The sequence below is a fragment of the Natrarchaeobaculum sulfurireducens genome (assembly GCF_003430825.1).
Lineage (GTDB): Archaea > Halobacteriota > Halobacteria > Halobacteriales > Natrialbaceae > Natrarchaeobaculum > Natrarchaeobaculum sulfurireducens.
This window is the reverse complement of sequence record NZ_CP024047.1, coordinates 1,297,252-1,309,609: the sequence shown is the minus strand read 5'-3', so window position 1 is coordinate 1,309,609 and position 12,358 is coordinate 1,297,252. Positions and strand designations below refer to the sequence as shown.

Genomic DNA, 12,358 nt, shown 5'->3' with positions numbered 1-12,358 from the left:
CTTTTGGCTCGACTTCCGCTGTGGTGATCGTACCGGATCGCCTCGCGGGGATCGCCGGCAACGCACTCGCCGATCTCCGCGATCGCAGCCGAGACGATCACGCCTGGGCCACCCCTGTCCGAATGCGTACCCGGAGACTGTCGACTAACTGGGCAAGGCTGTACTTCTCGAGGGCAACCGTCGTCATCGATTACCGGCGACTCCGAACGCGGCGGGATTGAGGCGGCGCGACGCGCTCGAGACGCGTGCGAGGACGGCCACGAGGAAGCCTGCGAGAAACTGCGACGGGTAGGGTGAGCGACGAGGGCATCCGCGAACTCGAGCGGTACACCGACGTTCAGGACTTCGCTCGAGTCGTTGCAGATGAGTAGTGAAGGTAAGTAGGTAGTGACAAGTGTTGTTCCTGATGTGTTGTTGCATCCAGAACATGAAAGTTACACGCCAGCTCCCCCAATCAACAGTACTTATCTGTTGTCAATAGTTCGTTGGCCAATAGCTATAAGCCGTAATTAGTCCGACCTTTAAACATGAGTGGAAGGTTGGGGGACCGATCAGTATCATCGGTAGTCGGAGTCGTGTTAATTGTCGCTCTGACCATTATCTTGGCCGCGTCAGTCGCTTTTTTCGCGTTTGCTATTAGCGATCGAAATATGACTGATTCTCCGCAATTTTCCTCGGTCGAAATCACAGATGTGAACGCTTCAGACGGGCCAATCACTGTTCCAGAACTTGACGACGGTGATACGTGCGCTCATTACCATTTAGTCATCACGGTCAGCCACAATGCTGGTGATGACTTCACATCGGACGAACTAGAGTATTTCATCGAGGCTTCCGGCGAAGATGAAACAGTATCGGGACGATTCACGAGTGATGATGCAGATCCTGGTCTAACTGCGAGCAGTGGTGACGAGATAATCATCGCGCTGGATGGAGACACCAATTACCCAGACTGTGTCGACGAAACTGAAGAGTCGGAAGTGGCAATTGTATTTGCTGGCGAATCAGCGTGGCCTCCCGAGCAACCCGACGAAGGAGACGACATTGGGAACCTTCACAACACATTCTTTGAAGAAGACACCGACGATCTCGAAGAAGTGAGTGTGACGATAATTCAGGACTCGACTGATACGGTTATTATAGACGATTCCACAACCGATATCAGAGACCACTCCTAAACTTTCCATCGCTCACCTGCACTGGCCGATTACCGTTGTTTGCAGATCCGCTCTCAACCGTGCCACATTCACGCCTTTTATTCGGCAGGCCAGTTTTGATAGCTCGATACAACTTAATAGCAATTCGTTGATAACTTTGATGTCATCGTCTCCCACCCGTGCGCGCCCATAGCCCCACAGGAAGGTGGAGGAAGGGAAGGTGGTTGTACCCGATTCTAAATCGATCACTCGTCGCCTTTTGGTGTAACTGTGACCGGGGTCTCGAGGTCGAAGGTCATCCCCTTGAGTCGAGAGCGGCTCGGCGATCTCCTGGCGCAGGATCTGGTGAGATTGTCACGCTCGAGAACGGCTCGAGTTGCTCGAACCAGGCGGTTGACGGCTTCGCAGGCGAACGCGATGGCGTTCGATCGGTTGCAGTCGTAGAACCGTGCGGCCTTCTCGATCGCGTTGTAGCACCACTCATTGCCCTGAGCGGTGTGGATCCGGACTGAGCCGGGCGTCTCGTTGTGAGCCATGTTGGTGACCAGTAACATGAACCTCACAGTGAAGACAGGTGGACGTGCTGGTTGACGTCCATGGTGTGAAACTCACGGCGACCCCCTCTCGTTAAACTGTCCAAAGGAGGGAATTGTGATGAGATCGACAACTGGATTTTCGGCAGGTAGAGGCGGCCAAGCCTCTAAGAATTAGACACCTAGATAATTTTGAGTGGGACCGCCGAGAGTCGAACTCGGGTCCTACGGACCCCATCCGCAGAGGATACCACTACCCCACGGTCCCGCATGTAGGTCGAAGACCGTCTGCCGTTTAAGCGTGTCGTTTCGATTGTCCCAGGGGGCAGTCGGTCCGCTCTCGGTAACTGATCCGGTCGGTCAAACGCACATCATCGATGTGTGTCAACGACTGCACAGTTAGGAGGAACACACGAGAGCCGATATCGACCTCGCGCTGTGTAAACGAGTCGTCGAACGCCACGGCGGGGAGATCCGGGTCGAGCCAGAACCTGCTTGGAGATCACCGTCTTCGGTGTTAGTTCCAGTCGTAGACGCTCCGATGAGTAATCGAACCCGACAGGGAGAGCCATCTGAACCGACCCCATCGTCGGCATTCGACCGATGATCGGCTCGCCCCAGGTGTCGGCGACCTCGACGGCTATTCAGACGAGTACGCGCTCGAGATCGACGACAACTCCAGAGTCGTCGTCCTCGGTTCCGACGACCGTCCCGAGACAGACAGCCGCCCCATTCGGGGTCAAACAGGCGACGAGGTCTCCGTTGGTCGTTCCGCGTTCGACCTCGAGGACACCGGGGGCGTACACTGGCGCTCCGTTCGCGACTTCGCGCGCGGCGGACTCAGCGATGACGACCTGGGGGATGTCCGTGAGGATTCGCTCGGCGGGGTCGACCACCTCGTAGAGGGGGTCGGGATTGTCGTCTTCGAGCCAGAACGCCAGCGCATCGAGGAACTCGTAGGCCGAGTGAAGGTCCGTGTCGTCGAACGGTGTCGTTGCCGTCCGCCGGAGGTGACCCATGTGGCCGCCGGTACCAAGCGCCAGCCCGAGGTCGTGACAGAGCTTTCGGACGTAGGTGCCGCTCTCACAACGGATTCGCAACAGCAACTTACGCTCCTCTCGTTCGAGTATCTCGAGGTCGTAAATCTCGCGTACGCGGAGGCGTCGGGAGACCGCGCTTTTGCGCGGGGGCTTCTGGTAGATCGGTCCCTCGAACTCTGCGACGACCGATTCGGCGTCAGCCGGGACCGGTGCGTGACACTCGAGGACGGCAACGTACTCTTTGGATCCTTCGAGGAAGACCTGTGCAAGCCGTGTCGCGTCGCCGAGCATGACCGGCAAACAGCCAGTGACTTTCGGATCGAGCGTCCCCGCGTGGGCCGCCTGGTCGATCGACGCGTCGACGTCTCGCCCCTCGAGCGTTTCGGCGACGGCGTCGCGAAGCCAGCCGCTGACCTGATGTGAAGACGGGCCGGGCGGTTTGTCGAGATTGACGACGCCGAACGTGAGTAACTCGGCGGGCGTCCGCTCGTCTGGTGGACCTCGGAGACTCATCGGATCAGAAGTCGTAGTCGACGTCCACGATCGGTTGTCCCTCATCACCAGCGGCGTCGTATTCCTCGACAGCGGTGACGAGCATGTCCAATACGGCGTCGGGTGCCCAGCGGGCAGTGTTCACAGAGAGGTCATAGATCGTGAGATCACGAATGTCGATCCCGTAGTACTCCTCGTATCGTTGTGCCTCACTCGCTTCGCGAGCCTGGGTTTCTTCGGTTGCCCGAACGGGATCTTTCTCCTCGCGTTCGGCGATGCGCTCGCCTCGAACGGCCGGCGGAGCGTCGAGCCAGAACCGAAAGTCCGCCTGCTCGCCGGCGAGCCAGCCCGCGAGTCGTGACTCGAGCACGAGGTCGTCTTCGGCGACCGCGATTTCACGTAGTCGGCGGTCGAGATCGCGGTCGATCTGGTCGTTCTCCTCGGCGAGTTTGTTGAACTCGAGGGGGGTATAGCCGCGCTCGTCGGCCAGTTCCCTAAAGATGTCACCGCCGCTAACGTGGTCGAGATCGAAAGCGTCGGCGAGCAACCCCGCAGTCGTGCTCTTCCCGCTCCCTGGCGGGCCGGAGACGGTGAGTAACATATGTGAACTGCGTCGTGGCCGGTAAAATGGGTTTTGAAACACGAGCACGCGACTCCGTCCGGAGAGCCAGTTGCTCGAGGGGTGCATCCGATTCCAACGAAACAGCCGAGCGACAGCCGACGGGAGGGGCCAGCTTAGGCGCCCGTTGGCGTCATGTCGATGTTCAGTGCCTTCCGCAGGAGTTGGGTAAAGCCCATCGAGCAGAGGAAGTACCAGATAATCCACGCCCACATCGGGCCGAGCAGTCCTTCATTGAGCGCGACTTCACCAGCGATCGGCATGACCATGATCATCTCCGCATCGCTGATGTGCCCGCCGAGGATCTTCCAGTACATCCAGAGGAACAGCGGAATGGTAAACAGCATGATCCAGACCATCGGCCGGAACTGCTCTTTGAACATCCCCATGTTCTCGGCCATGGCCTCCATCTGCTCTTCGCGGACTTCTTCCATCTCGTTCTCGAGGCGCTCGAGTTCGGCTTCGCTCGCGCCGCGCTCTTCGGCTGCCTCCTTGCGCTCTTTGACGTCTTTCTGTTTCTCCTGCATCGACTTCATCCGCTGTTGGTACTTTCCGATGATCTCCGGGTTCATCAGGTTCGCTTGCAGGAGCGTCGAGTAGAGGCCGGTCAGCATCGACACTGCGAGGATTACGGCATAAAACGGCAACGCGGCATCGAGCGGCGCCATCACCAGATCGATTGCACCACCAACGGTCTCACGAACCGACTCGAGCCAGTACCCGATCATCAACAGGACCGAGCCGACGGCGGCCAGTTTGTCCCACTGAGACCACTTCGTCTCCTCATCGTCGATATCGACGTCAGGGACAATCGAGTCGGTATCGCCGTCGAGCGCCTCGTCGTAGGCCTCGCGGTCGGCGATCTCGAATCCTTCGTCGCCGTCGACCAACACGCCCTTCTCGATCAGTCGCCCCCACTGGCCGCTCGTGAGTTCGTCGCTGACGTCCCCCCACTGGACCTCCCCGCCGTTCTCGTCGGCCGTCTCACGGATGGCCTCGAGGGCGTCGACCATCGAACCATCCTCGCGGACGAGGGCATTGATCTTCTCGGCTGTACGCGTCATCTGCTTGTGCTAGCGCACGTACGGTATACAAGTGTTTATCTTCCGTGCTGCGTGATCGAGCGCCAGCATCTCACGTCGACTGACCGTTTTCCCGCACGTGATCGCTCGTGTGGTCTCATTCCGACCGATTCCATCGGGCTTGGGTTCGTCGTATCGGGCTCGAGCCCTCGCTGTTGTTGTGTCGTGAACGGTCTTGAACTGTTTGACCAGACGACCCAATTATCTGACTCGTATAGTGATTCCTACCCAGAGAATTGCCAGCTGCCCCCACAAATTCACTATCTCACTATCGCCGAACACGAAGTCGATATCCAAAGCGATTAATCGGGCCTACGCAGCGTCTTCGATCGTCTTTTTGACCGCTTCCCAGACCTCGTCGGGTGCCTGCTCGCCATCGACGCGCTCGAGCACGCCCTGTTCTTCGTAGTGTTCGATCACCGGTTCGGTGTTCTCCCGGTACACGCCGAGTCGTTCGCGGACGGTTTCTTCGTCGTCGTCGTCGCGCTGGACGAGTCGTTCCTCGACTTCGTCGTCCTCCGGGGGATTGTACTCGACGTGGTAGATATCGCCCGTCTCGGGGTCCATCCGACGGCCGGTCAGACGGTGGACGAGCTCCTCTTCGCTGACGTCGAGCATGAGCACGATGTCCAGATCGGTCATGTCCTCGAGTTCTTCGGCCTGCTCGAGGTTGCGCGGGTAGCCGTCGAGGACGAAGCCGCCCGCTTGCGAGAGCGCCTCGTCGACGATGGCGTTGACGACCTCGTCGGGGACGAGTTCTCCTTGGTCCATGTACTCGCCAGGAGTGTCATACTCGGTGTCCATCTCGGAGATGTCCATCTCCTTGTTCGACCGGAGAGCGTCGCCAGTCGTGACGTGCTCGACGTTGAACTCCTCGGTGATCTTTGCGCTCTGGGTCCCTTTGCCTGCACCTGGGGCACCCAGGATCAGGATTCGTGGCTGTGCCATACGGTGTCGTTCTCCACCACTGCATAAAGGCTTAAAGAAATACGGCTGGAGATCAGTCAGTCGATTCGTAGGTCGCCGCCCTCACCGTTTTCCTCGCCCTCGTCCCACTCGAGTTCGAACTCGATGCTGAGTTCGGCGGGGCCGCTGGAGCTCGAGGTTTCGCGCTCGGCTTTGATCTCGAAGGTTGGACGGGCGGGGGGGTCCATCGTCACGGATTCGCCCCCGGCCTCGAGCGAGATCGACTCGCCGCTCTCGAGGTTGTCTGCGACGGTGCGAAGGTACGCCGCGATGTCGTCGGTCGACATTCGGCGCTCGAACTTGAATAGAACCTCTTCTGGCATACGCGTATTTTCGCGATGGGTGATATAGACTCTTTTGCAAGCGCGCGCGAAATGCAGAGTCCAGTTTTACCCGTTGAACTCGAGGTTGATCGAGCCGAACGAGTTCGGGAAATGGCTCCTAAGGGAGTCTTTCGGCGTTTATACCTGACAATAAGATCGTGAAATAACGATAAAGAAAAGAGGGAGCAACCCTACGGGTCGTATAGCGGGCCGTAAAATGGGGGCGTCGACGCCGCGTCGCCGAACCGCCCGGCAGTCACCTGGTCCGTCGACTGCCGTTGGCTGGATTCCAAATAGATAAGTGGTCCCGGCAACCATCGACCGACATATAGACGGACTTCAATAGAGGTGAATACAATCTACAGCGCAATAGCAACCCCGATGGAGGTGCAGACGCGCGTTGACGTGTTCGAGGATATCTTCCTTGTTTTCCTCGGACTCGGGACGCTCGTCGGCGTCGTCGTGATCGCGTATACACTGTACAACGCGTACAAGTATCGTGATACTGGCGAGGTCGACGACGACGACGACGATCTGCCAACCCTTGGGGAATTACCGACAGGTGGTAAAGGCGGAAAAAAACTGTTCCTATCGTTTGGCTTGAGTGCCATCATCGTCATCTCGCTGGTCGTCTGGACGTACGGCATGCTGCTCTACGTCGAGGATGGCCCGGACAACAATCCTGAAGATGCGATCGAGATGGATATCGAAGGCTGGGCGTTCGGTTGGGACTTCTACTACGACAACGGTATCGAGACGACCAACGATATGGTCATCCCTGCTGATGAGCCGATCTGGATCGAAGTGACCTCGACTGACGTCTGGCACTCGTTCGGCATCTCGGACCTACGGGTGAAAGCCGACTCGATCCCCGGTGAGTACGACGACACCTGGTTCATTGCCGAAGAACCCGGCGAGCACGTCGCTGAGTGTTTCGAGCTGTGTGGTACCGGACACTCCGGCATGGTCGCTGACGTGACGGTTCTCCCGCCAGAAGAGTACGAACAATGGGTTGACGACCAGCTGACCCTGACGATCACCCTCGAGGACGAGAACGAACAACGAGTTACTGACGGCTTCGAACTCGCCCTCGAACACGAAGAGAACGAGGAGTTCGATGAGGACCTCAGCTTCACGTACAGCGACGACGAGTTCGAAAACGGCTCGATCACGATCGACGAAATCGAGCAGGGTGGACCGTACGACGTGACGGTTTCGTCGATCGACGACGAGTTCGAAGACGTCGAAGACTCTATCGACTTCACCGGTCCGACCGACGAGACCTTCACGCTCGAGCTTTCGGACGGTGAAGCCGACGATGACGAAGAAAACGAAACGGACGACGATACCGACGATGAAGACACCGACGACGAATCGGCTGACGACGAGGAACAGAGCGACGATGGAGGTGACGACGAATGAGTGACCTCCCGCCGATGACCTCGGTCAAGCGGTGGCTCGTTACGACGAACCACAAAGACGTCGGAATCCTCTACCTGATCACCGCGCTGTTCTTCCTCCTGTTCGGTGGTGTTCTCGCCTTACTCTTCCGAGCACACCTCTGGGAAGCGGGTGGTGTCGGGCTGCTTGACGGCGATCAGTTCAATCAGGCCGTTACGGCCCACGGGTTCGCGATGGTGTTCCTGTTCCTCTCGCCGTTCGCGGCAGGGTTTGCGAACTACTTCGTCCCACTCCAGATCGGAGCTGACGACCTCGCGTTCCCACGCCTGAACGCCCTGACGTACTGGTTCTACCTGTTCTCGGGGCTGTTAGTGGGTATCTCGTTCTTCCAGGGTGGAACGTTCGCCGGTGGCTGGACGATGTACGCACCGCTTAACGTTCCAACCTATACCCCTGCGATGCAGGCGACGACCGGCGGGAACGCGACCATCCTTGGTCTGACGCTATTTACTATTTCGATCACGATCGGTACCGTGAACTTCATGGTCACGATCCACCGTTCGCGTGCTGAGGGGCTGGGTCTCTGGAATATGCCCCTTTTCACCTGGTCGTGGCTGCTGACGGTCTGGATGATGTTGTTCGCGTTCGCTGCGCTGCTCGCGGCGTTGTTGTTGCAGCTGTCCGACCGGCTGTTCCTGACCCAGTACTTCGCCGCTGAGCAGGGCTCCGGCCTGTTGTGGGCGCATCTGTTCTGGTTCTTCGGTCACCCGGAGGTGTATATCGTCTTCTTCCCCGCGCTCGGGATCATGTTCGAGACGTTCCAGACGTTTACAGGACGACGGCTCGTCGGCCGGAAGTGGGTCATCATCTCGATGGTCCTCGTGGCCGTCCAGTCGTTCCTCGTCTGGATGCACCACATGTTCCTGACGACGATCAACCTCGAGATCAAGACGCTGATGATGGCGACGACCATCGGGATTTCGTTACCGTTCGACCTGATGGTCTTCGCGCTCATCTACACGATGGTCAAAGGCCGGGTTCGGTTTACGACGCCGTTCCTGTTTACCCTTGGCGCACTCGTGTTGTTCATCCTCGGAGGCATCACCGGGGTCTTCCTTGGTGCCGTCGTACTCGACTACGAGTTCCGTGGCACCTACTGGGTCGTCGCCCACTTCCACTACGTGATGGTCTCGGGTGCAACGGCGTTGATCGGCGGCCTCTACTACTGGTGGCCGAAGATCACCGGAAAGATGTACTCTGAGGCGCTCGGGAAGCTCAACTTCGCCGTCTACTTCATCGGCTTCAACCTCCTGTACTTCCCGCAGTTCCTCGCCTGGGAGACGCCCCGGCGTGTCTTTCACTTCGCCGAGGGAATGCAGATTTATCACCAGATCTCGACGGTCGGGGCGTTCGTCTTCGGTGCCTCGTTCCTCATCCTGATCGGGACCCTGCTACACAGCCTGAAGTACGGCCCTGACGCACCCGACAATCCGTGGGAGTACTCCCGCACTGCCGAGTGGGCCGTTCCCTCGCCGCCTCCGCTCGAGAACTGGGGTGGTCGTCCGAGCTACGCGACCGGTCGACTCGAGTTCGTCGACGAGACGAAAGCGGCAACCGACGGCGGCGTCGCACACAGTGCGGAAGCCGACGCCATCGGTCACGAGGAAGAACACGCCGACCACGCGAGCATCTGGCCGTTCGGGATCGGCGTCGCGACGTTCGTCTTCTTCCTCGGCCTATCGGGGATCACGTCGTACCTCGTCGAGTTCGCTGATGCACGTGACCACGCCGTCGTCGGCGCACCCGACCCGAACGTCATGTATCTGGCGCTGACGGCACTCGGCCTCGTCTTGCTCGGGGTCACGCTGTTCAAGTTCGGTGTCGAGGAGTTCAACGCCCCCGAGATGGCCATCGCCGAGCGCTGGCCGTTCGAGGGTGTCGGCAACACGAAGCTGGGTGTCTGGGTGTTCCTCGCCTCTGACGTGATCGTCTTCGGGGCGATCATCGGCGCGTACATCTTCATGCGTTTGCACCACGGCTGGGGCGAGTGGACCACTGTGCCCTTTGCCTCTTGGCCCGGCCTGCTGAACACCTACGTGCTGTTGACCTCGAGCTTCACGGTCATCCTGGCACTGGTGTTCGCCGAACGCCAGAACAAGAAGGGACTGCTCGGTGCGATGGGTGCGACACTCCTGCTTGCGCTCACGTTCATGGGCGTTAAAGCCTACGAGTACAACTACAAGTTCCAGATCGGCGAGTACTGGTGGACTAGCGTCGAACACTCCATCTACTTCGTGACGACTGGACTCCACGCGCTGCACGTCATCATCGGCGTGCTGATCGCCCTGTTCATGATCTACCGGATCGTGAGCATCGACGCCTACATGGAAGACCACCGTCCAGTGGAGTTCTTCGGCCTCTACTGGCACTTCGTCGACATCGTCTGGGTGTTCCTCTTCCCGCTGTTCTACCTGATGTAGCGCCTCGGCGCTCCCTCGTTTCGAGTTCGGTTTTTGCAACCTGTCTCCAGATGCCCTCGGTACGACGGCCGGTTCGCCGGTGAAGAGATCACCACTGTCTTGCAAGTAAGGAGAGTAGCCAGCCACCAGTCTCGGCTTCCTCGGACTAATTCTGCCAAGTCGCTCGTCCCTTCACACTGTGTCCGTCAGTGTGTCGGCCGTTCGACCGCAGGTTTCGGCGCGAGTTCCCGAAACGGCTCGATACCCACCAGGCACCCGATGCTGACAGCGGGCGCTGCCATCGTGGCTGTAGTGTGAAACGTGACAGCGAGGAAGAACCGGCGTACTCGAGGACCACCAGCCAACGAGTAGTGGTTATCTCCGCGCTCGAGCGGTCGCTGTGGCGACGTGAATACGACGATACGGTCGGCAGCAGCGAGCGGGTTCCAAGCGATGCCGGCTCAGACACCCTACGGACGGCCGACGCGATACCGGGCGATGGTGACGAGGACGGTGACGACAGCAAGGGAGACGATGATCAGACCGACCGCCATCAGCCAATCGTTTGCGACGTCCGTTGTCTCTCCATCACCGTCCGCTTCGGTTTCGACGGCTGGCGTCTCGGTTGCCGCCTCGGCGTCCCGGTCTACCAGGTCGTCGGCTACGGCACTCGCGTTGACGATGCCGTGCCCGTATCGGGTGTCTTGCTCGAGCGGTTCACCGTCGGGTTTCCACGCCGTATCCGTCAGTCCGGCCGACAGAGCTTCCGGGCTCGTGTCGGGTTGAGCTGAGAGTACCAGTGCAACGATGCCGGTGACGTGTGGAGTGGCCATCGAGGTCCCCGGTTTGTCCGCGTAGCCACCAGGGACAGTGCTCGTGATCTCGACGCCGGGTGCAACGACCGTTGGAACGGTGTACGTCTCCGGCCAGTGGTCGGGAGGGGAGTCCCAGTCAGATCGATTTAGCTGATCACCGCCGGAGAAGCTTGCGACCGTCCCATCGTTGGTTACGGCACCAACGCTAATTGTCTCGAAAACGTTGCCCGGAGCGTTGGTCGTCTCCGGACCCTGGTTGCCGATCGCCGCGACAACCACGACATCGCTTTCGGTCGCGTGCTGGATTGGCTCGATCAACTCGTCGTAGACTCCAGGGGAGCCGAGACTGAGGTTGATGACGTCAGCGTTCGCCTCGAGTGCCCACTCGATGCCGGCGACGAGCTGGGCGAACGTCCCGCCGTCGTCGTCTAACACCTGCCCGTGGAGTAACTCGGCGTCTGGCGCGACGCCAACTGCGGTTCCGCTTGCGGCGCCGCCCGCGACCGTTCCACTGACGTGGGTGCCGTGACGGCCCGTATCGTGGGGTGTCGAGCCGGTGACCCGCTCACCGGTTTCGTCGAACTCCGCCCAGCCACCCGGATACGTCGGATCATCTGGCGTTTCAGTGTACAACTCGAGGTCGGGATGATTGGCGTCGATGCCGGTGTCGAGGACGGCGACACGGACGCCCTCGCCGCGTGTATCGTACTCCTCCCACACCGTTGGGACGTTCACGGAGTCGATCGCTGCAGTCGTCTGTGGCCGCTCATCGTCCTCTGCAGCCGGAGATGGGTCGACCGGTGTCTTCGGCTCCGGTGGATCCGGCATGGAGAGATCGAAGTTCTCGTGGACGGCTTCGACCTCGTCGATCCGCTCGAGCGTCACGAGTAGCTGCTCGTCGACAGTACCGGGTTCGAGTTCCAGAACGATGGCGTTGGTCACCCAGAACTCTTCGGCGACGTCGACGCCCGGGGTTTTTTCGACGTATTCGAGCACCGGCTCCTGCGTCTGCTTGGCGTGACTCTCGAGTGCCTGTTCGGTATCACGCACGTCTTCGAGCGGTGCTTCCTCGAGTCGCACGACGAGCTCACTCGAGTCGAGCTCTGCGGTCGAGCCGTCGAGTTCGAGAAGGTTCTGAACCGTTGAGGCAGCTTGTTCGGCCGCGTAATCGTCGCCGCCCGCCGTGACTGTTGCAGGTGCAGACGCGGTGACGAGCAACAGGCAGACGACGAAGATGGAGAGCCGACGGGCGGTCGAGCCACGAGCGCGCATACCTCTGGGTGACAGTCATCGAATAAAGCTATTCTGGGTGTCGGACTGCTCGAGTCCGTCTGACTGTAATAAGTCCCCGTCACCACTGAGCAGTCACGGCAGGGGTCGACGACAGTCCTCGAGCTGGACAGGCAGGTGATGAACAGAATCGTGGCTCTCCGGCTGGAAGAAGTCAATCGTATGAGGAAGGTATAAGTGC

Annotated in this window: 11 protein-coding genes and 1 tRNA gene; 4 read left to right on the top strand and 8 right to left on the bottom strand. The window is 59.4% G+C overall.

Annotation, left to right across the window (positions count from 1 at the left end):
• Positions 1-245: 245 nt before the first annotated feature.
• Together AArc1_RS19490 and AArc1_RS07640 are read left to right on the top strand one after the other, a co-directional pair.
• The gene (locus AArc1_RS19490; protein WP_267130096.1) at positions 246-371 is read left to right on the top strand and encodes a hypothetical protein; all 126 of its coding nucleotides are present in this window, start codon (positions 246-248) and stop codon (positions 369-371) included.
• A gap of 156 nt (positions 372-527) precedes the next feature.
• Positions 528-1,178 (top strand): type IV pilin, encoded by a 651-nt coding sequence (locus AArc1_RS07640; RefSeq protein ID WP_117363809.1) that lies wholly within the window; start codon positions 528-530, stop codon positions 1,176-1,178.
• Positions 1,179-1,402: 224 nt separating this feature from the next.
• On the opposite strand, the gene AArc1_RS07635 is transcribed toward AArc1_RS07640, so the two are convergent.
• From AArc1_RS07635 to AArc1_RS07605, 7 genes are all read right to left on the bottom strand, one after another.
• Positions 1,403-1,711: a DUF7692 domain-containing protein gene (locus AArc1_RS07635; RefSeq protein ID WP_228442407.1), complete on the bottom strand. Its 309-nt coding sequence runs from the start codon at positions 1,709-1,711 to the stop codon at positions 1,403-1,405.
• 176 nt (positions 1,712-1,887) lie between these two features.
• A tRNA-Pro gene (locus AArc1_RS07630) sits at positions 1,888-1,958 on the bottom strand.
• 376 nt (positions 1,959-2,334) lie between these two features.
• Positions 2,335-3,243: an RNA-guided pseudouridylation complex pseudouridine synthase subunit Cbf5 gene (locus tag AArc1_RS07625; protein WP_267130095.1), complete on the bottom strand. Its 909-nt coding sequence runs from the start codon at positions 3,241-3,243 to the stop codon at positions 2,335-2,337.
• A 4-nt stretch (positions 3,244-3,247) separates the two neighbouring features.
• On the bottom strand, positions 3,248-3,823 hold the full coding sequence (gene cmk / locus AArc1_RS07620; protein WP_117363807.1) for a (d)CMP kinase: 576 nt from the start codon (positions 3,821-3,823) through the stop codon (positions 3,248-3,250).
• 134 nt (positions 3,824-3,957) lie between these two features.
• A complete protein-coding gene (locus tag AArc1_RS07615) occupies positions 3,958-4,905 on the bottom strand; it encodes a DUF106 domain-containing protein (protein ID WP_117363806.1) in 948 nt (315 codons plus the stop codon).
• A 330-nt stretch (positions 4,906-5,235) separates the two neighbouring features.
• The gene (locus AArc1_RS07610) at positions 5,236-5,871 is read right to left on the bottom strand and encodes an adenylate kinase (protein WP_117363805.1); all 636 of its coding nucleotides are present in this window, start codon (positions 5,869-5,871) and stop codon (positions 5,236-5,238) included.
• A gap of 56 nt (positions 5,872-5,927) precedes the next feature.
• Positions 5,928-6,212: an amphi-Trp domain-containing protein gene (locus tag AArc1_RS07605; protein WP_117363804.1), complete on the bottom strand. Its 285-nt coding sequence runs from the start codon at positions 6,210-6,212 to the stop codon at positions 5,928-5,930.
• A gap of 381 nt (positions 6,213-6,593) precedes the next feature.
• Here AArc1_RS07605 and coxB point away from each other — a divergent pair, with 381 nt between their 5' ends.
• Together coxB and AArc1_RS07595 are read left to right on the top strand one after the other, a co-directional pair.
• Positions 6,594-7,634: a cytochrome c oxidase subunit II gene (gene coxB, locus AArc1_RS07600; RefSeq protein ID WP_117363803.1), complete on the top strand. Its 1,041-nt coding sequence runs from the start codon at positions 6,594-6,596 to the stop codon at positions 7,632-7,634.
• Positions 7,631-10,093 (top strand): cbb3-type cytochrome c oxidase subunit I, encoded by a 2,463-nt coding sequence (locus AArc1_RS07595; RefSeq protein ID WP_117363802.1) that lies wholly within the window; start codon positions 7,631-7,633, stop codon positions 10,091-10,093. The genes coxB and AArc1_RS07595 overlap by 4 nt, the downstream gene beginning before the upstream one ends.
• Positions 10,094-10,542: 449 nt before the next feature.
• On the opposite strand, the gene AArc1_RS07590 is transcribed toward AArc1_RS07595, so the two are convergent.
• Positions 10,543-12,159 carry a S8 family serine peptidase gene (locus AArc1_RS07590; protein WP_117363801.1) on the bottom strand — a complete coding sequence of 539 codons (1,617 nt, stop codon included), beginning with the start codon at positions 12,157-12,159 and terminating at the stop codon, positions 10,543-10,545.
• Between the last annotated feature and the right edge of the window lie 199 nt (positions 12,160-12,358).

Bases quoted from the DNA above. Each gene is read 5' to 3' on its own strand.
- AArc1_RS07640 (WP_117363809.1), top strand. From the start codon at position 528: ATGAGTGGAAGGTTGGGGGACCGATCAGTATCATCGGTAGTCGGAGTC.
- AArc1_RS07635 (WP_228442407.1), bottom strand. From the start codon at position 1,711: ATGTTACTGGTCACCAACATGGCTCACAACGAGACGCCCGGCTCAGTC.
- AArc1_RS07625 (WP_267130095.1), bottom strand. From the start codon at position 3,243: ATGAGTCTCCGAGGTCCACCAGACGAGCGGACGCCCGCCGAGTTACTC.
- cmk (WP_117363807.1), bottom strand. From the start codon at position 3,823: ATGTTACTCACCGTCTCCGGCCCGCCAGGGAGCGGGAAGAGCACGACT.
- AArc1_RS07615 (WP_117363806.1), bottom strand. From the start codon at position 4,905: ATGACGCGTACAGCCGAGAAGATCAATGCCCTCGTCCGCGAGGATGGT.
- AArc1_RS07610 (WP_117363805.1), bottom strand. From the start codon at position 5,871: ATGGCACAGCCACGAATCCTGATCCTGGGTGCCCCAGGTGCAGGCAAA.
- AArc1_RS07605 (WP_117363804.1), bottom strand. From the start codon at position 6,212: ATGCCAGAAGAGGTTCTATTCAAGTTCGAGCGCCGAATGTCGACCGAC.
- coxB (WP_117363803.1), top strand. From the start codon at position 6,594: ATGGAGGTGCAGACGCGCGTTGACGTGTTCGAGGATATCTTCCTTGTT.
- AArc1_RS07595 (WP_117363802.1), top strand. From the start codon at position 7,631: ATGAGTGACCTCCCGCCGATGACCTCGGTCAAGCGGTGGCTCGTTACG.
- AArc1_RS07590 (WP_117363801.1), bottom strand. From the start codon at position 12,159: ATGCGCGCTCGTGGCTCGACCGCCCGTCGGCTCTCCATCTTCGTCGTC.